Here is an 18,653-nt window from a genome sequence, read left to right as displayed (position 1 = left end):
CCCGATTGCTTTGGTTAGCCTAACCTAAGCTCACGTCATGCCGACAGGGTGTCGGGAAGAACCGCCGGCCCCCGGGAACGGCGAAGGCCGGGACCCGCGGAACGACTCCGCGAATCCCGGCCTCCGACTGCCTCGACCTACCCCGAAGCGCCTCGGCGGACGGACCGCCGGACGGACGAGATGGGCACGACGGCTCAGTGACCGCCCTGCTCCGCCAGGCGCTTGATCGACGCGGTGACCTCGGCCTCGGCCTCGGCGCGGCCGACCCAGTTGGCACCCTCGACCGACTTGCCCGGCTCCAGGTCCTTGTAGACCTCGAAGAAGTGCTGGATCTCCAGGCGGTCGAACTCCGAGACGTGGTGGATGTCCCGCAGGTGCTCCCAGCGCGGGTCGGTCGCCGGGACGCAGAGCAGCTTGTCGTCGCCGCCGGCCTCGTCGGTCATCTGGAACATGCCGATGGCGCGGCACTTGATGAGGCAACCCGGGAAGGTCGGCTCGTCCAGGATGACCAGGGCGTCCAGCGGGTCGCCGTCCTCGCCGAGCGTGCCCTCGACGTAGCCGTAGTCGGCCGGGTAGCGGGTCGAGGTGAAGAGCATCCGGTCGAGCCGCAGGCGGCCGCTCTCGTGGTCGACCTCGTACTTGTTACGAGAGCCCTTCGGGATTTCGATAAGGACGTCGAACTCCAACGGTTCCTCCAAGGTAGGGACTGACAGAATCCAAGTGTCTCCTACGGGAGTGAGTGCTCAGGAAAGGGGCCGGGTCGGTGCGTGCAGGGGCTGGGTCGGGGAACCGACGCGGGGGGACGGCCGCCGGGCTGTTCGGGGCGGCGCTGCTGGTCGCCGGGACGGTGCTCGGCACGGGTGGTGCGTACGCGCAGCCGTCCGCGACGCCGACGGGATCGGCCTCCCCGGGCGGCCGGTCCACCGGGAACGCCCAGGGGGACGAGGACGAGGGCAACGGCCGGCACGACGACAGGGGCGGCCAGGGCGGCCAGGGGGACAAGGGCAACCGCCCGGGGCACCGGGGCGGCGAGTCGCCCCACCCGTCCACGAGCGCCACCGGGACCACCGCCGCCCCCGGTGCGCCGGGCCCCAACGGCACCGCCGGAACCACGGGCACCACCGGGCCCTCCGGCGCCTCCACCGCTCCGGCCGCCGCCAAGCCCACCGGAGCCGTCCGCCCGGCCCCCGCCGGGACGGTGCTGGCCGCCGCCGAGGCCGGGCCGGGCACCGGCCTGCCCACCGCCCAGGGCCTCCAGCAGGCGCTCGCCTCCGTGCTCGCCGACAAGAACCTCGGGACCTACGGCCTCGCCGTCGCGGACGCCGCCGACGGCCAACTCCTCTACGGGAGCGGGGAGAACACCGCCGCCACCCCGGCGTCCACCACCAAGCTGGCCACCGCGGTCGCGGCCCTGTCGCTGATCCCCGGTGACACCCGGCTGACCACCCGGGTCGTCAAGAACACGGCCACCGGAGGGATCACCCTCGTGGGTGGTGGTGACCCGACGCTGACCGCGCTCCCCGCCGACCAGGTGCAGATCGGCGGCGTCCCCGCCGACCAGGACACCGCCCCCGCCTCGCTGGACGCGCTGGCCCGGCAGACCGCCGCCGCGCTGAAGGGCGAGGGCACCACCACCGTCGTGCTCGACTACGACGTCTCGCTCTACACCGGCAGCCCGCTGCACAAGAACCACGACGGCGAGAACATCGCCGCGGTGACGCCGCTGATGGTCGACGAGGGCAAGGTCGACCCGAAGAGCCGCGAGGACGCGCCCGCCCGCGTCCCCAACCCGGCGGAGTCGGCCGCCGAGGCCTTCGCCGCCCTGCTCAAGGCCCAGGGCATCACCGTCCAGAGCAAGGCGAAGCAGGCCGCCGCCCCGGCCGCCGCCGACGCCCCCGTGCTGGGCCGGGTCGACTCGCCCACCGTGGCCCGGCTGGTCGAGCGGCTGCTGACCACCTCCGACAACACCCTCGCCGAGGCGATCGCCCGGCAGGCCGCGCTCGCCGCCCGCCAGCCGGCCAGCTTCGAGGGCGCCGCCACCGCCGTCACCCAGGAACTCGCCCGGCTCGGCGTGCCGACCACCGGCGTGGTGCTCAACGACGGCAGTGGCCTGCACACCGGCAACGCGGTCCCGCCGGTCGCCCTGGTCAAGCTGCTCGCGCTCGCCGCCTCCGCGCAGCACCCGACGCTGCGGCCGGTGCTGACCGGCCTGCCGATCGCCGGGTTCACCGGCACCCTCGGCAAGCGCTTCGGCTCCACCTCGGGCGCCGCCGACGCGGCCGGCCTGGTCCGCGCCAAGACCGGCAGCCTGAGCGGCGTCAACACCCTGGCGGGCACCGTCGTGGACGCCGACGGCCGCCTGCTCACCTTCGCCCTGATGACCCGCACCACCGCCCCCGCCGACACCGCCCGCACGGCCATGGACCGCGTCGTGGCCCGCCTGGCCGCCTGCGGCTGCCACTAGGCCCTTTCCTTCGGATCACGTCGGCTCAGCGGGCGTCGGTGGAGTGCGTGCATCGGCGGTGACCTCCGAAAGAGAAGGCCCAGCCGACAGACGAGGACGACGGAGCCGACGTGGCGGGCGCCTGCCGTTCGGGCAGGCAGGGGCCGACCGGCCCGCCGGGGCGCTGAGCCGGGCCTCCGGGCCCGGCCATGCCCGGCTCACCCCGAACCGTGCACCGGCCCGCGTCGCACCCGGCGCCCCGCACTCCCTCCCGCGAGCGCCGGCGGTGCTCCACGCGACCGGCTCGGCCGGACCGCCCTCCGCCCAGCGGCAGGCGGGCGCGGGAGGGCGCGGACGCCGGGCGGCCGCAGCCCCGGCGGAATCCGCGCGCCATGGGAGGGCGCAGCCGCGGGGTGGTCGTGGTTCTGGCGGGAGTTGCGTGCCGGGCCCGCGTCGGCGTCCTGTCCCGAGGTGGGGCCGAGCTTCGGCGAGGACCGCACGCCCCGGGGCGTCGGCGGGTGCCGGGGTGGGGGTCGCCGTTCCGTGGAGCGCGTCGTCGGAGGGCCGCGGTGGTGAGGGAACCGCAACTCCGTGCGGGGGCAGGCGAGTCGGGCCGCCCCCGGGTGGGGGTGGTGGCATGGCGCGGGTCCGGTGCGGGTACGTCCCGGCCGGATGGGTGGTCGCCGGGTGGCCATGGACCGGCCGTACCGGCTCCCCCAGGCGAGCGGGAGCACGTACGGTGAGGGCATGACGAGCGCGAGCGGCGGTGCCGACATGGTCGACTGGAATCTCGCGGTCGCGACCGCGACCAGGCTGGTGCGGCCGGGGCCGGAGGTGAGCCGGGCCGAGGCGGCCGCGGTGGTCGCCGAACTGCGCCGGCACGCCCTGGCGGCCGAGGAGCACGTCCGGGAGTTCACCGGCATGCGCTCCAGCAGCCTGGCCGAGGCGGCCGCGACCCCGGTGCTGATCGTGGACCGGCCCGGCTGGGTGCGGGCCAACGTGGCGGGCTTCCGCACCATCGTGCAGCCGCTGGTGGAGAAGCTGCAGGCGCGCCGGACGAACGGGTCGGCCTCCGCGGTGTTCGGCACGGTGGGGGAGAAGGCCACCGGCATCGAGGTCGGTGCGCTGCTGGCGTTCCTGGCCACCAAGGTGCTCGGCCAGTACGAGACCTTCGCCCCGGCCGAGCCCTCACTGGAGGCGCCGGACAGCCCGGCCGCGCTGTTCGACAAGCCGCGTCTGGGCCCCGAGGGCCCCGGCCCCGGGCGGCTGCTGCTGGTGGCGCCGAACATCGTGCACGTGGAGCGGGAGCTGGACGTCGACCCGGCCGACTTCCGGCTCTGGGTCTGTCTGCACGAGGAGACCCACCGCACCCAGTTCACCGCGGTGCCCTGGCTGCGCGACCACATCCAGTCCGAGGTGCAGTCCTTCCTGGCCGAGACGGACGTCGACCCGGGTGCGCTGCTGGAGCGGCTGCGCGACGCCGCCGGCTCGCTGGGGGCCGGGCTGCCGGGCCTGGGCGGCGCCCGGGGCGACAACGCCGCCTCGGCCGGCCTGCTGGAGATCGTCCAGTCGCCCGCCCAGCGGGAGATCCTCGGCCGGCTGACCGCCGTGATGTCCCTGCTGGAGGGGCACGCGGACGTGGTGATGGACGGGGTGGGCCCGGCCGTGGTGCCGAGCGTCGCCGAGATCCGCGAGAAGTTCCAGCAGCGCCGCGACCGCGGTGCCAACCGGCTCGACCTGGTGCTGCGCCGGCTGCTCGGCATGGACGCCAAGCTGCGCCAGTACCAGGACGGCGCGGTCTTCGTCCGGGGCGTCGTCGAGCAGGTCGGCATGGAGGGCTTCAACCGGGTCTGGACCTCGCCGAACACCCTGCCGACCAAGGAGGAGATCCACGACCCCGCCGCCTGGGTGGCCCGCGTCGCGCGGTGAGACGGCGAGGCGGGCCGCCGAAACCCGTTCGTACGGGTGGTCCAGCCGTGCACATGGCGGGTGAAGATACGTTTCTTCATTCACCCGAACGTGGGACCGTGGTCGTACTGGAGGCGCGGGTGGCGTAGCGGGTGCCTCCTTTCTGCCACCATCTGTGAGCGCCCGGTAACAGGGTGCTCACGGATGCGCGGTCCCCCGCCGCGCCCACCGTCGTCCTGTCCCCCCTCCGCCGAGGAGTCGTCGCCGTGGGCCCTCACCCCGCCGTCGCCGCGATACGCCTGGCCGTTCGCCGCACCCTCGCCGACCTCGCCGCCGAGGCCGGCTCCACCTTCACCGCGCCCGTCCGGGAGCCGCGCGAGCGCACCGGCGGCGTGCCGCTGGCCGCCGCCGCGCTGCCCGCCGCCGTCGGCACCACGCTGATCGGCAACGCCCACCGCCACCCGTCCGGGCTGCCCCGCACCCCCGCCGCGCCCGGCTCGCCGCTCGTCCTGGTCGCCGTCAGTGGCGGCGCGGACTCCATGGCCCTCGCCATCGCGGCCGCCTTCGAGGCCCCCAAGATCGGCCTGCGGGTCGGCGCCGTCACCGTCGACCACGGCCTGCAGCCGGGCTCCGCCGAGCGCGCCGACCAGGTCGCCGGCCGGCTGCGCGAGCTGGGCCTGGAGCCGGTCGAGGCGGTCGCCGTGCGGGTCGGCCGGGACGGCGGGCCCGAGGCCGCCGCCCGGGACGCCCGCTACGCGGCGCTGGACGAGGCCGCCGAGCGCCACGGCGCCCTCGCCGTCCTGCTCGGCCACACCCGCGACGACCAGGCCGAGACGGTGCTGCTGGGCCTGGCCCGCGGTTCGGGTTCCCGCTCGCTGGCCGGCATGCCGGCCCAGAAGGGCCGCTACCGCCGCCCGCTGCTGGAGCTGGACCGGGCCGCCACCCGGCAGGCCTGCTCCGCCCAGGCGATCCCGGTCTGGGACGACCCGCACAACTGCGACCCGGCCTACACCCGCTCCCGGGTCCGCCACGAGGTGCTCCCGGTGCTGGAGAAGCACCTGGGCGGCGGCGTGGTCGAGGCGCTCGCCCGCACCGCCCGGCTGTTCCGCGACGACGCCGACGCGCTCGACCAGTGGGCCGCGCTCGCCGAGCGCGACATCCGGACGGGCGAGGGCACGCTGGACGCCGTGAAACTGGCCGAACTGCCCCCCGCCGTGCGCCGCCGGGTGCTGCGCCGGGCCGCGCTGCGGGCGGGCTGCCCCGCCGGGGACCTCTTCGCCCGGCACCTGGAAACGATCGACCTGCTGGTCACCGGATGGCGCGGACAGGGACCGCTGCACCTACCCGGGGGCGTCGAAGCGACCCGGCGGTGTGGCACGCTGGTCTTTCGGCGACAGGGCGACTGACGGGCTGGCATGCCCCGGGGGAGCCGGCCGCCGGCCATCCAGACCCCGACACGTTTGAGGACGTATCCCCGGTGGACCAGAACGACATGGGCGCTGACCTCGCGAAGGTGCTCATCAGCAAGGACGAGATCGACGCCAAGCTCCTGGAGCTGGCCGAGCGCATCGACCGGGACTACGCAGGCAAGGACCTGCTGATCGTCGGCGTCCTCAAGGGTGCCGTGATGGTCATGGCGGACCTCGCCCGCACCCTGCACTCGCAGGTGACCATGGACTGGATGGCCGTCTCCTCCTACGGGATGGGCACGAAGTCGTCCGGTGTGGTGCGGATCCTGAAGGACCTCGACACCGACATCGCCGGCCGTGACGTCCTGATCGTCGAGGACATCATCGACTCCGGTCTGACCCTGTCCTGGCTGCTCGGCAACCTGGGTTCGCGCGGCCCGGCCTCGCTGGAGGTCTGTGCCCTGCTGCGCAAGCCGGACGCCGCGAAGGTCGAGATCGACGTCAAGTACGTCGGCTTCGACATCCCCAACGAGTTCGTCGTCGGCTACGGCCTCGACTACGCGGAGAAGCTGCGCAACCTGCCGTTCATCGGCACCCTCGCCCCGCACGTCTACGGCGGCTGAGACCCGTTCGGACGACGGACGGGAACAGGAGCCTGTTCCCGCCCGTTGGATCCGGGGGACCATAGAAGAACGTCGTATCGCCGTGCTCCCGCCACGCGGGGGGCGTACTGCGGTACGGTCCAATGAACCGCTCTTCACATGAGCAGTGACCGAATGCGCCGGCGGCCCACAGCCACGCGGCGCCGTTGAGTGGCAGGAGGGACGGGGCGGCAACGCCCCGCATGGATGGACGTCAAGCGATACTTCCGTGCGCCGATCATGTGGATCGTGCTGGCCGTCCTCGCCGTCATCGTGCTGATGCAGGTCGTTTCGGATTCGAACGGCTTCAAGACGGTGGACACCGGGCAGGTCGTCGCAGCGATCGACGCGAAGCAGGTCAAGTCGGCGCAGATCACCACGGGTGACTCGAACACCATCAAGATCCAGCTGAAGGACGGCGCCAAGCTGCCCGCCGTGGGCACCGGCAAGCCGCAGTCCGGCAGCAAGTTCCAGGCCTCGTACATCGGCGACCAGGGTGTCGCGATCGCCGACAAGCTGCAGGCCCAGATCAACGACAACGACCAGAGCACGCTCTCCGAGGGCTACACCATCAGCCCGGAGAAGCAGAGCACCCTCGTCAGCCTGCTGCTGTCGATGCTGCCCATCGTGATCATCGTGCTGGTCTTCCTGTTCCTGATGAACCAGATGCAGGGCGGCGGCTCGCGCGTCATGCAGTTCGGCAAGTCCAAGGCGAAGCTGCTCACCAAGGACACCCCGAAGACCACCTTCGCCGACGTCGCCGGCGCCGACGAGGCGGTGGAGGAGCTCCACGAGATCAAGGAGTTCCTGCAGGAGCCGGCCAAGTTCCAGGCCGTCGGCGCCAAGATCCCCAAGGGCGTGCTGCTCTACGGCCCGCCCGGTACCGGCAAGACCCTGCTGGCGCGCGCCGTCGCGGGCGAGGCCGGCGTGCCGTTCTACTCGATCTCCGGCTCGGACTTCGTCGAGATGTTCGTCGGTGTCGGCGCCAGCCGCGTCCGCGACCTCTTCGAGCAGGCCAAGGCGAACGCCCCGGCGATCGTCTTCGTCGACGAGATCGACGCCGTCGGCCGGCACCGCGGTGCGGGCCTCGGCGGTGGCCACGACGAGCGCGAGCAGACCCTCAACCAGCTGCTGGTCGAGATGGACGGCTTCGACGTCAAGGGCGGCGTCATCCTGATCGCCGCCACCAACCGCCCGGACATCCTGGACCCGGCGCTGCTGCGCCCGGGCCGCTTCGACCGCCAGATCGCGGTCGAGCGCCCCGACCTCCAGGGCCGTCTGGACATCCTCAAGGTGCACCAGAAGGGCAAGCCGATCGCGCCCGACGTCGACCTCTCGGCCGTCGCCAAGCGCACCCCCGGCTTCACCGGTGCCGATCTGTCGAACGTCCTGAACGAGGCGGCGCTGCTGACCGCCCGCTCGGACAAGAAGCTGATCGACAACAACATCCTGGACGAGGCGATCGACCGCGTCGTGGCCGGTCCGCAGAAGCGCACGCGGATCATGTCCGACAAGGAGAAGAAGATCACCGCGTACCACGAGGGCGGTCACGCCCTGGTCGCGGCGGCCTGCCAGTACAGCGACCCGGTGCACAAGATCACCATCCTGTCCCGCGGCCGGGCCCTCGGCTACACCATGGTGCTGCCGGACGAGGACAAGTACTCCACCACCCGCAACGAGATGCTCGACCAGCTGGCCTACATGCTGGGCGGGCGCGCGGCGGAGGAGCTGGTCTTCCACGACCCGACCACCGGCGCCTCGAACGACATCGAGAAGGCCACCGCCACCGCGCGGGCCATGGTCACCCAGTACGGCATGACCGAGCGGCTGGGCGCGATCAAGTTCGGCAGCGACAACTCGGAGCCGTTCCTGGGCCGTGAGATGGGGCACCAGCGCGACTACTCGGAGGAGGTCGCCGGGCTGGTCGACGAGGAGGTCAAGAAGCTCATCGAGGCCGCGCACAACGAGGCCTGGGAGATCCTGGTCGAGAACCGCGACGTGCTCGACAACCTGGTCCTGGAACTCCTGGAGAAGGAGACCCTCAACAAGGAGCAGATCGCCGAGGTCTTCGCGCCCATCGTCAAGCGCCCGGCCCGTCCGGCGTGGACCGGCTCCGCCCGCCGGACGCCGTCCACCCGCCCGCCGGTGCAGTCGCCCAAGGAGCTGGCGCTCACCAACGGCGCCACCACCGCCGCCGAGGCCGGTCCGGCCGACGTGGTGAAGCTCCCGCCGCTGCCGGTCGACCCGCCCGCCGAGGGCTGAGCCGCAGCGCCGGCACCCGACGGAATGGATGCCGCGTCACCGGGGTTTGTACCCTGGAGGCGCGGCATCCGTGCTGTTCAACCCACGTTCGTCAACCAGTTAGCGAGGCCTGCATGATCGACCCGGTGACGCTCGACGGTCCGCCCGCCGTCGGCACCTTCGACCAGAAGCGGGCCGAGAACGCGATCCGCGAGCTGCTGCTGGCGGTCGGGGAGGACCCGGACCGCGAGGGCCTGCTGGAGACCCCGGCGCGGGTCGCGCGGGCCTACAAGGAGATATTCGCGGGCCTGTGGCAGGAGCCCGAGGACGTCCTGACCACCACCTTCGACCTCGGCCACGACGAGATGGTGCTGGTCAAGGACATCGAGCTGACCTCCGTCTGCGAGCACCACCTGGTGCCGTTCCGGGGCGTCGCGCACGTCGGCTACATCCCGTCGACCAGCGGGAAGATCACCGGCCTGTCCAAGCTGGCCCGGCTGGTCGACGTCTACGCCCGCCGGCCGCAGGTGCAGGAGCGGCTCACCAGCCAGGTCGCCGACGCGCTGATGCGGATCCTGGAGCCGCGCGGGGCGATCGTCGTGGTCGAGTGCGAGCACATGTGCATGTCGATGCGCGGCATCCGCAAGCCCGGCGCCAAGACCATCACCTCCTGCGTGCGCGGGCAGCTGCGCGACCCGGCCACCCGGGCCGAGGCGATGAGCCTCATCATCGGGCGCTGACCGGGCCCCGGCCACCCCGCGGGCCCGCACGGGCGGGGGCCGGTCAGATCGGCTCGTGCTCGTGCTCCGGCTCGGTGTGCGGCGGTGCCGGGGTGCCCAGCGCGTTGCGGCGCACCGGCATCCGCAGCCGCACCATCCGCCGCCAGCCGTACAGCAGGTCGTACAGGTAGAGCGCGTGCACGCCGGCCATGACCACGGCCAGCTGCCAGCGCGGCCAGCCGAGGATCCCCGCCATCCGGGACGTCACCGCCAGGCCGACGTCCCGGTGGGTGCGGATCTCGCCGCGGGCGCTGGTCTCCAGCACGTGCCGGATGTACGGGCCGTGGCCCTCGGCGGTCAGCCGCAGCAGCTCCTCGTGGCAGTAGGCGAGGTGGTTGTCCTCGTCCGCCGAGATCATCCGCATCGCCCGGCCGAGGTCCGGGTTCTCCCCGTAGACCTTGACCAGCTGGCGCATCTGCTCGGCCGCGCGCTGCTCGGTGACCCGGCTGTGCGCGAGGTAGGTGATGATCTCCCGGTCGGTCAGCGGGACCGCGGTGGTCAGCCGCTCGTGGGCCAGGCCCACGCCCTGGCGCTCCAGCAGCATGCAGTAGTCGGCCTCGGCGGGTACGGCGACCTTCGGCAGGCCGCGCTTGTGGAGCAACTGGGTGAAGATCCGGCCGTGCTTGCGCTCGTCGGCGCCGTGCCGGGCGATCTTCGGGGCGAGCACCGGGTCGCGGGTGAGCTCGGTGATCCGCTCGTTCTCCCACCCGCCCTGGTCCTCGCCGCCGGCGGCGATGCTGCAGAACAGCTGGTAGGCCTCGTCGTTGCGGTAGATCTCGTCGAAGAGTGATCGGGTGCTGAGCATGGGGCCTCCTGCCCGGATCCGGGGCGGCGCCGGCCGTCGTTCGGCCGGGCGGTCGAGATACCTCCCCCCGCGGCGGCGGCGCCCTCGCCCGACCGGCCGGTAATCACTCAGGTGTCCTAAGGCCCGTCCCCGCCGGGCCCGGGGTCAGCCCAGGTGGTGGCCCATCCACTCCAGCGAGGCGGGCAGCTCGCGCACCCAGCTCTCGAAGTTGTGGCCGCCGTCGTCCAGGTACATCGACTCCACCTGGAACTGCGGGTTGGCGGCGGCGACCTGCTGGGCCAGCTCGACGAACTGGACGGTCTGCGGGTAGTCGCTCTCCTTGCGGGTGGAGACCACCAGCATCGACAGCGGCGGGGCCGGCAGGTTCTGCAGCCGCCAGGCGAGGTCGCTCTGATCGGCCAGCGCCCGGTCCCCGCCGAACAGGCTGCCGCCGGTGAACTGGTCCTCGTTGACCTTGAAGTCGGCGTGCAGCCCGCCCGCGCTGCCGAAGACGTTCGGGAAGCGCATCGCCAGCCGCAGCGCGCAGCTGCCGCCGGTCGAGTAGCCGAAGACGCCCCAGGAGGCGGGGGAGCGGCCGATCCGGTAGGCGGAGTGCAGCGCCTCGGGGACGTCCTTGGTGAACCAGGTCTCGGTGCGCGGGCCGCCGGCGACGTCCACGCACTCGGTGTTGCGCGGCGGGGTGAGGGTCGGGCGGGCCAGGACCACGATGGCCGGCTGCATCTTCCCGGAGCGCTGGAGCTCCGCGGCGGTCTGGATGACCGGCAGGTCCTTCATCAGGTTGAGCGTGGTGCCCGGGTAGCCGGCGACGGCCAGCAGCACCGGGAAGCGGGTCAGGCCGAGCTTCGGGTCGAAGTACTCGGGCGGCAGGTAGACGAACATCTGGTCGGACAGTCCGGTCTCCTTGCCGGTGACCCGGACCGACTCGACCCTGCCGACCTCCTCGGGTGCCCCTTTGGGCAGGTCCCCGATCGTCTCCATGCCGCCCTCGTTCGTCGGTACGAGCAGGGTGTCGCCGGCCGCGGCGCCCTGGTGGTTCTCGCTGCTGGTGAGGGCGAGCTCGGTGCCGCCGGGACTGAGCAGGTCGTCCCATGAGGTGTAGAACCCGAAGGAGTTGTTGACGCTGAGCGCCAGTACCGCCAGCACCGAGGCCTGAGTGACCGTCAGCAGACCCATTCGGCCGAGCACCGGCAGCGGCCGCTGGCGCGCCAGTCTCGGCCAGACCCAGAGGGTGGTGGCGAGTGCCGCCGAACCCAGGGCAAGCAGCGAGTTCATCAGCGCGTCGCTGGTCAGTTCCATGCCGTCGGCCTTCCGGTGGGACACTGTCGGTGCAGGCTTCATCGTCTGGCGGTGCGTCAGGTGGGGCCACCGCGGCTAGGCTGTCCGGACGCCGGGGAGGGCCCGGGAGGCCGACGGCGCGCACGCGCAACCGGCGCCCTAAAATGCGGCGTCCACCGTACGTAGGACGTGCGCGGGGGCCCGTCGCGCCACGCGGTGAGGGGCTCCGGCACCCACCCCTCGGCTCAATTCGCAGCGCCCCAGGGCGCCGGTTTACCCTTCGTTGCCGGTTCCTTGGTGTGCGTATTGCCTGATGAAGGAAAAGGCATGAAGGTCCATCACGGCTCCCGCCCGGGAGTGACCGGACACCCCTCCACAGCCTCTACGCTGAACCCCCATGAGCGTTCCCGTGTCCGTTGAGCCGAGCCCCGAGCCGCCGCGCCGCCGCGGCCTGCAGACGCTTCGTACCCAAGCGGCCGCCGTCCCGAGGGCCTGGCTCCCCGGTGCGGTCGGCTACGCCTGTCTGCTGATCGGTCTGGTGGACATCGCCAGCGCGGTGTTCCCCAAGCTGCGGCACACCAGGGTGCACACCTTCGCCGGACAGCTGCCGGGCGGCACCACCACCCTGGCCGCCGCCGGGACCCTGATGATCGGCCTGCTGCTGGTGCTGCTCGCGCACGCGCTGCGCCGGCGCAAGCGGCGGGCCTGGCGCGCGGTCTGCGTGCTGCTGCCGGTCGGCGCCGCGCTGCACCTGCTGCGCTGGCACCAGCTCGGCCCGGCGGTCGTCTCGCTGGTGCTGTTCGTGGTCATGCTGGTCCACCGGCGCGAGTTCTACGCCAAGGCCGATCCGCGCACCCGCTGGCGCGCCGTGGTCAACCTGGTGGTGCTCGGGAGCGTCGGCGTCCTGCTCGGCCTGCTGATCGTGAGCACCCGCACCAAGTACGAGCTGGGGCATCCGGGCCTGTACCAGCGGCTGGAGCACGTGGTCTACGGGCTCTTCGGCTTCGAGGGCCCGGTGCACTACAACTCGGACCGGATCGAGGACCTGGTCGGCTACCTGCTCGGCGCGATGGGCCTGATCACCGCCCTCACCACCACGTACCTGGCGCTGCGGCCGGAGAAGCCGAAGCCGGAGCTGACCGCCGAGGACGAGGAGAAGGTCCGGGCGCTGCTGGAGCGGCACGGCGAGCGGGACTCGCTCGGCTACTTCGCGCTGCGCCGGGACAAGAGCGTGCTGTTCTCGCCCACCGGCAAGGCGGCGATCTCCTACCGGGTGGTCTCCGGCGTCATGCTCGCCTCCGGCGACCCGGTCGGCGACGTCGAGGCCTGGCCCGGCGCGATCAAGGTGTTCATGGCCGAGGCCCGCGAGCACGCCTGGGTGCCGGCCGTGATGGGCTGCAGCGAGGTCGGCGGCGAGGTCTGGACCCGCGAGGCGGGGCTGGACGCGCTGGAGCTGGGCGACGAGGCGATCGTCGACACCGCGACCTTCTCGCTCGCCGGGCGGGCGATGCGCAACGTCCGTCAGATGGTCAAGCGGATCGAGCGCAACGGCTACTCCTGCAAGGTCCGCCGGGTGGCCGAGCTGTCCCTGGAGGAGAAGCAGCGGATCGCCGACGCCGCGGCCCGCTGGCGCGGCACCGACACCGAGCGCGGCTTCTCGATGGCGCTCGGCCGCTTCGGCGACCCGGGCGACGACGACTGCGTGGTGGTCACCGCCCACAAGGAGCCCGAGGAGGGCGAGGGCGGCGACGACCTCAAGGCCGTGCTGCACTTCGTGCCCTGGGGCCGGGACGGCATCTCGCTGGAGCTGATGCGCCGGGACCGGGCGGCCGACCCGGGCCTGAACGAGCTGCTGATCGTGGCCGCGCTGCAGGCCGTCCCCGCGATGGGCGTGCGCCGGGTGTCGCTGAACTTCGCGATGTTCCGCTCGGCGCTGGCGCGCGGCGAGCGGATCGGCGCCGGGCCGGTGCTGCGCGCCTGGCGCGGGCTGCTGGTGTTCCTGTCGCGCTGGTTCCAGATCGAATCGCTGTACAAGTTCAACGCGAAGTTCCAGCCGGAGTGGGAGCCCCGCTTCCTGGTCTTCCCGAACAGCCGCGACCTGCCCCGGATCGGCTTCGCCGCGATGCAGGCGGAGGCCTTCATCACGCTGGGCATGCCCCGCTTCGGCCGCAAGCCGCAGCGCCAGGGGCTGCTGCCGGGCGGTGCCCGCCCGGAGGTCACCGAGGCCGCCTGAGCCGTGCCCGTGACACCGCCGGCCCCCGCCGAGGACGCTCCTCGGCGGGGGCCGGCGGCGTTGCGGGGGGTGGGTGCCGGGTGACCGGAGGCGGTGGGTCAGATAATGGGGTTATGAGCAATTCGGCGCCCTTTTCGCTGCCGCCCGGACTGCCGCGGCTCGACCGCTGCGCCGTCATGGGCGTGGTCAACGTGACTCCCGACTCCTTCTCGGACGGCGGGCTGTGGCACGACCCCGCCAAGGCGATCGCCCACGGGCTCGCGCTGCGTGCCCGGGGCGCCGACCTGGTCGACGTCGGCGGCGAGTCCACCCGCCCCGGCTCGCAGCGCGTCCCCGAGGAGGAGGAGCTGCGCCGGGTGGTCCCGGTGGTGCGCGAGCTGGCCGCCGCCGGCGTGGCGGTCTCCGTCGACACCATGCGGGCCTCGGTGGCCGAGCGGGCCGTCGAGGCCGGCGCGCTGGTCGTCAACGACGTCTCCGGAGGCCTGGCCGACCCGGCGATGGCCCGGGTGGTGGCCGAGACCGGCGCGCCGTTCGTGGTGATGCACTGGCGCGGGCAGTCCGCCGACATGGACCGGCTGGCCGTCTACGGCGACGTGGTCGCCGACGTGGTCGGCGAGCTGTCCGCCCGGGTCGAGGCGCTGCTGGCCGCCGGGGTCAAGGAGGACCAGCTGATCCTCGACCCGGGGCTCGGCTTCGCCAAGACCTCCGAGCACAACTGGGCGCTGCTCGGCCGGCTCGACGCGCTCACCGCGCTCGGCCGGCCCGTACTGGTCGCCGCATCCCGCAAGCGGTTCCTGGGTACGCTGCTGGCCGACCCGGAAACCGGGGAGCTGCGCCCGGCCCGGGAGCGCGACGACGCGACCGCCGCGGTGTCGGTGCTCTCGGCACAGGCCGGCGCCTGGGCGGTGCGGGTGCACGACGTGTCCGGCACGGCGGACGCCGTCCGGGTGGTCGCGGCCTGGCAGCGCGCGGCCCGGCACGGGTGAGCGCTTGGCGAAGACGGGAGGGTCATGGCGGGTGACGGCAGGTTGAGCGGGGAGACGGCGGGCCGACGGGCCGGCGGGGCGGACCGGGAGGCGGTCCTGGCCGCCAACCGGGCGCTCTACGAGGCGCTGGAGACCGGCGACCTCGCGGCGGTCGAGGACGCCTGGCTGGGCGCCGGCGAGGCGGACGACAAGGGGGGAGTGGTCTGCGTCCACCCCGGGTGGCCGGTGCTGCGCGGACGGGCCCAGGTGACCCGCTCGTACATGCTGATCATGGCGAACACCGAGTACATCCAGTTCATCCTCACCGACGAGGAGGCGGAGGTGCACGGCGATGTGGCCCTTGTCACGTGCACCGAGAACATCCTTTCCGGCGGCGAGGCCGAGGAGGAGGGCGAGCTCGGGCCGCTGGTCGGCGGAAAGGTCGTGTCCACCAATCTCTTCCGGCGCACCCCGGCCGGGTGGAAAATCTGGTCGCACCACGGTTCACCCGTTCTGACCAGCGCCGACGAGGACGACGAGGACTGATTCCGGGCCCCGGCGGGAAATCGCCGGAAAACGTCGCCGGCCGGTGGCCGGGGAATTCCCGGAAGGTCACCGAACGTTCACGTCAATCGCCATTCCGGTGCGCGTGGCGACGGTTCGTGCCGGGTAGGACGGTCGGGTGTTGTCGGCGCGCGCGGGTAGATTCGAATAGTTCGGCGGCGGGCGCGACGCCCGTCTCCGCCCTGCCCGCCACCGTCCTCCGGGGCGGGGCCCGTCCGACTGGGAGCAGTGATTCGTTTGCTGGACCGCGTCACCCTGCGGGGCCTGCGTGCCCGCGGCCACCACGGTGTCTTCGAGCGGGAGCGGGCCGAGGGCCAGACCTTCGTGGTGGACCTGGTGCTGTACCTGGACACCCGTCCCGCCGCCGCGGACGACGACCTGACCCGCACGGCGCACTACGGCATCGTGGCCGAGGAGGTCACCGCGATCATCGCCGGCGAGCCGGTCGAGCTGATCGAGACCCTGGCCCAGCGGATCGCCGACCAGTGCCTGAAGCACGAGCCGGTGGAGGAGGTCGAGGTGACCGTCCACAAGCCGGACGCCCCGATCACCGTGCCGTTCGACGACGTGACCGTGACCATCCACCGGACCCGCGGATGACCCGCACCGTCCGTCCGGTGCCCTGCGCAGGGCCCGGTTCAGCCATAGGGGAAGTCCGATGACCACAAGTGACCCGACCGCCGCGCCGAGCGCCTTCGACCTGGAGCAGCGGGTGGACTCGGTCGACACCACCCTGCACAGCCAGCGCTTCGCCGTGGTCGCCCTCGGCTCCAACCTGGGCAACCGCCTGGAGACCCTCCAGGGGGCCGTGGACGCGCTCGCCGACACCCCCGGGCTCAAGGTCAAGGCCGTCTCCGCGGTGTACGAGACGGACGCCGTGGGCGGTCCCGCCGAGCAGCCGGCCTACTACAACGCGGTGGTGGTGCTGCGCACCACGCTGCCGCCGCGCGACCTGCTGGAGCGCGGCAACGCGATCGAGGACGCCTTCGGCCGGGTCCGCACCGTCCACTGGGGCCCGCGCACCCTGGACGTCGACATCCTGGCCTACGAGGGCGTCCTGAGCGAGGACCCGCAGCTGCTGCTGCCGCACCCGCGCTCGCACGAGCGGGCCTTCGTGCTCGCCCCCTGGCTGGACGCCCAGCCGGACGCCGAGGTGCCCGGGCACGGCCCGGTGGCCGGGCTGCTGGCGGCGCTCGGCGGCCCGGACGCGCAGGGCGTGCGGCGGCGCGAGGACATCCGGCTGACGCTGCCGGAGTAGCCCGCCCGGGCGGGGCGTTCCCGGCCGGGCCGCGGGCCGGGGAACTCCGGCGGGGCCGCCGGCCGTCCACCTGGTGTCCGTCCCGGTCCCGGGCGGGCGCCCGCGGTCCGGGGCCTTCGCGGGCCGGGCCCGGTACGGTGGCCTGACGCCGCCGCACCCGCCCGGGGCGGCCGGCCCCGTCGTCACCCGTCGCCCGCCGCCCGGGAAAGGACCCCGTCCGAGTGAAGCTGCTTCGCCTCCGTCTGCTGATCGGCATCACCGCCGCCGCGACGGCGCTGTCCTGGGCCGGCGCCAAACTGTGGGCCTCCCTGGACACGCTGCCCGCGGTGCCGGGCGCGGCGCCGGTGGTGCTGGCCGCGGTGGCGGTGATCCTGCTCGCGACCGCGCTCTCGCTGCGCTCGCGGCTGAAGGCGGCGCGCGAGCGGCAGCCCGGGGCGAAGCGGGTGGACCCGCTGGGCGCGGCCCGGGCGGTGGTGCTCGCCCAGGCCAGCGCGCTGGTCTCGGCGGTGGTCACCGGGGTCTACGCGGGCGCCGGGATCTACCTGCTGGGCGAGCTGGACGTGCCGGCCCGCAAGGACCAGGCGATCACCGCGGGCTTCGCGGTGCTGGCCGGCGCGGCCGTGATCGCGGTGGCGCTCTGGCTGCAGCACGTCTGCCGGCTGCCGGAGAACCACGACGACCCGGGCGGTCACGGGCCGGCGGCCACGCACCGCTGATCGGACCGCGCTGACCAGGGGCTTTTCGGTGATCTTGAGTGATTTTCCGGATGCGTCCGGTAAAACCGGCGCGGTGTCAAGGGCCGAACCGGACCCTGGGCTGACACGGCCCCAATTCGCACGCTAGTTTCTTGGCATGTCTCGCGGACGCCACCGTCATTCCTCCGTCCTCGGCCGGGTCTTTCCCCCCACCGCCGCCGGCGTGCTCATCGTCGCCGCGCTGGGGGCGCTGCTTTTCAGTCAGGACACCGTGCTGGTCCGCTCGGTGGGCGCGGCCGCGGTGCTCGCCACCCTCGGGTTCGCCGTCCTGCTGCGCCAGCGCGACCGGGCCGCGCGGGCCGCGGCCGAGGTCTCCGTCGCGCAGCGGCTGCGGGCCGAGGAGCGCTTCGAGGAGCAACTCGCCGAGGCCGAGTACGCGGCCGAGGTGGCCGAGGAGCGGGCGACCCGGTTCGGGCGGCGGCTGACCGCCGAGAAGTCCCGGCTGGCGAAGGCCGAGACGGAGATCGCCCGGCTGCTCAAGGAGCGGGCCGTGATGGTCGCCGAGCAGGCGCTCAAGGAGGCCGAGGCGGCCCAGCGGGCGCTCGCCGCGAGCCGCCCCAGGCACCCGGCGAGCCCGGCCGCGTACGTCCGCGCCGCGGCCGTGCTGCGGCAGCTGGAGCGGCGGGCGGCGCAGCAGGAGGCGCGGCGCGAGCAGGAGGCCCGGCGGGAGGCGGAGCGCGCGGCGGCGGGTGCGGAGGTCGCGCTGCGCGCGCGGACGGCGCCCGCGACGACGTCCGCGCAGGCACCGCGGCGGGTCACGCCGGAGGTTCCGGCCCCGGTCGCTCCCTCGGTTCCCGCGCCCGGGACGGCGCCGTCCGCGCCGGCTCCCGCCGCCCCCGGGGCCCAGGCCGCTGAGCCCGCCCCCGCGGCTGCGGCCCGGCCGGTGCTGACGGCGACCGTCGGACAGCTCGGCGGGGCGCCCACCGCGCCGCCCGTGCTGCCGGCCGAGCGGCAGCGTCCGCGTCCGGCGGCCTCCCCGGCCCCGCGCCCGCAGGGCTTCAGCTTCTTCGGCCGCGGCTCCGGCGCGGCGGTCCGCGCGGCGGCTCCGGCGCCGGCCGTGCGCAGTGTCGCGGAGCTCGGCGAGCGGGCGGACCTGGCGGACGTGGTCGGCGACGAGGCGGTCGCGGCCCAGGCGCGGGAGCAGGAGCAGGCACGCGAGCGGCAGCGGACGCGCGAGCAGGCGGCGGTGCGGGCGCAGGCGGGCCCCGAGACGGGCCCGGAGGCGGAGACCCAGGTGCTGCCGCAGGTCGGGGACGCCGACCCCGAGGTGGTCGACCTGACCCCGCACGACGAGACCGAGCAGATCGAGGTCCCCGAGCTGCGCGCCTCGCGCTGAGGCGGCCGCCGGGTGGCGCGGGGCGGACGGAGAGCGTCCGC

At 73.6% G+C, this 18,653-nt stretch carries 16 protein-coding genes; 13 read left to right on the top strand and 3 right to left on the bottom strand.

The features are described 5' to 3' along the window. Positions 1 to 194 precede the first annotated feature (194 nt). Positions 195 to 686, bottom strand: coding sequence for an inorganic diphosphatase (locus ABT093_RS30770; RefSeq protein ID WP_063348256.1), 492 nt, complete (start codon positions 684 to 686; stop codon positions 195 to 197). A 77-nt stretch (positions 687 to 763) separates the two neighbouring features. Between ABT093_RS30770 and dacB the strand changes: the two genes are divergently transcribed. The 6 genes from dacB (at position 764) to folE (ending at position 9,382) form a co-directional block, all read left to right on the top strand. Next, a complete protein-coding gene (gene dacB, locus ABT093_RS30765; protein ID WP_350570032.1) occupies positions 764 to 2,464 on the top strand; it encodes a D-alanyl-D-alanine carboxypeptidase/D-alanyl-D-alanine endopeptidase in 1,701 nt (566 codons plus the stop codon). A gap of 726 nt (positions 2,465 to 3,190) precedes the next feature. Next, on the top strand, positions 3,191 to 4,372 hold the full coding sequence (locus ABT093_RS30760; RefSeq protein WP_350570030.1) for an Rv3626c family coenzyme F420 biosynthesis-associated protein: 1,182 nt from the start codon (positions 3,191 to 3,193) through the stop codon (positions 4,370 to 4,372). Positions 4,373 to 4,617: 245 nt separating this feature from the next. Next, positions 4,618 to 5,757, top strand: coding sequence for a tRNA lysidine(34) synthetase TilS (tilS, locus tag ABT093_RS30755; protein WP_350570028.1), 1,140 nt, complete (start codon positions 4,618 to 4,620; stop codon positions 5,755 to 5,757). Between the two features lie 71 nt (positions 5,758 to 5,828). After that, positions 5,829 to 6,383, top strand: coding sequence for a hypoxanthine phosphoribosyltransferase (gene hpt / locus ABT093_RS30750; protein WP_049654051.1), 555 nt, complete (start codon positions 5,829 to 5,831; stop codon positions 6,381 to 6,383). Positions 6,384 to 6,608: 225 nt separating this feature from the next. Further along, positions 6,609 to 8,663, top strand: a complete 2,055-nt coding sequence (gene ftsH / locus ABT093_RS30745; RefSeq protein WP_350570026.1) for an ATP-dependent zinc metalloprotease FtsH — start codon at positions 6,609 to 6,611, stop codon at positions 8,661 to 8,663. A gap of 113 nt (positions 8,664 to 8,776) precedes the next feature. Next, a complete protein-coding gene (gene folE, locus ABT093_RS30740; RefSeq protein WP_030309924.1) occupies positions 8,777 to 9,382 on the top strand; it encodes a GTP cyclohydrolase I FolE in 606 nt (201 codons plus the stop codon). A 43-nt stretch (positions 9,383 to 9,425) separates the two neighbouring features. Here folE and ABT093_RS30735 read toward each other — a convergent pair whose 3' ends face one another. Both ABT093_RS30735 and ABT093_RS30730 read right to left on the bottom strand, forming a co-directional pair. After that, on the bottom strand, positions 9,426 to 10,226 hold the full coding sequence (locus ABT093_RS30735; protein WP_350570024.1) for a ferritin-like domain-containing protein: 801 nt from the start codon (positions 10,224 to 10,226) through the stop codon (positions 9,426 to 9,428). Positions 10,227 to 10,370: 144 nt separating this feature from the next. After that, positions 10,371 to 11,522 carry an alpha/beta hydrolase gene (locus tag ABT093_RS30730; RefSeq protein WP_350570023.1) on the bottom strand — a complete coding sequence of 384 codons (1,152 nt, stop codon included), beginning with the start codon at positions 11,520 to 11,522 and terminating at the stop codon, positions 10,371 to 10,373. Between the two features lie 376 nt (positions 11,523 to 11,898). Between ABT093_RS30730 and ABT093_RS30725 the strand changes: the two genes are divergently transcribed. The 7 genes from ABT093_RS30725 to ABT093_RS30695 all read left to right on the top strand — a co-directional run bounded on the left by ABT093_RS30725 (position 11,899) and on the right by ABT093_RS30695 (position 18,612). Next, positions 11,899 to 13,734: a phosphatidylglycerol lysyltransferase domain-containing protein gene (locus ABT093_RS30725; RefSeq protein WP_350570021.1), complete on the top strand. Its 1,836-nt coding sequence runs from the start codon at positions 11,899 to 11,901 to the stop codon at positions 13,732 to 13,734. Between the two features lie 113 nt (positions 13,735 to 13,847). Continuing rightward, positions 13,848 to 14,720, top strand: a complete 873-nt coding sequence (folP, locus tag ABT093_RS30720; protein WP_350570019.1) for a dihydropteroate synthase — start codon at positions 13,848 to 13,850, stop codon at positions 14,718 to 14,720. Between the two features lie 24 nt (positions 14,721 to 14,744). Further along, a complete protein-coding gene (locus ABT093_RS30715; protein WP_502884350.1) occupies positions 14,745 to 15,245 on the top strand; it encodes a nuclear transport factor 2 family protein in 501 nt (166 codons plus the stop codon). 258 nt (positions 15,246 to 15,503) lie between these two features. Beyond that, on the top strand, positions 15,504 to 15,863 hold the full coding sequence (gene folB, locus ABT093_RS30710) for a dihydroneopterin aldolase (protein ID WP_350570091.1): 360 nt from the start codon (positions 15,504 to 15,506) through the stop codon (positions 15,861 to 15,863). 58 nt (positions 15,864 to 15,921) lie between these two features. Next, on the top strand, positions 15,922 to 16,521 hold the full coding sequence (folK, locus tag ABT093_RS30705) for a 2-amino-4-hydroxy-6-hydroxymethyldihydropteridine diphosphokinase (protein ID WP_350570016.1): 600 nt from the start codon (positions 15,922 to 15,924) through the stop codon (positions 16,519 to 16,521). A gap of 221 nt (positions 16,522 to 16,742) precedes the next feature. After that, positions 16,743 to 17,237, top strand: coding sequence for a DUF3180 domain-containing protein (locus ABT093_RS30700; protein WP_350570014.1), 495 nt, complete (start codon positions 16,743 to 16,745; stop codon positions 17,235 to 17,237). 136 nt (positions 17,238 to 17,373) lie between these two features. Further along, entirely contained in the window at positions 17,374 to 18,612 is a 1,239-nt protein-coding gene (locus tag ABT093_RS30695; RefSeq protein ID WP_350570012.1) for a hypothetical protein, read from the top strand. Positions 18,613 to 18,653 lie beyond the last annotated feature (41 nt).

The organism is Kitasatospora sp. NPDC002551 (assembly GCF_040296005.1).
Lineage (GTDB): Bacteria > Actinomycetota > Actinomycetes > Streptomycetales > Streptomycetaceae > Kitasatospora.
Note: the sequence above shows the minus strand (reverse complement) of the source record. Positions and strands in the feature narration are given on the sequence as shown.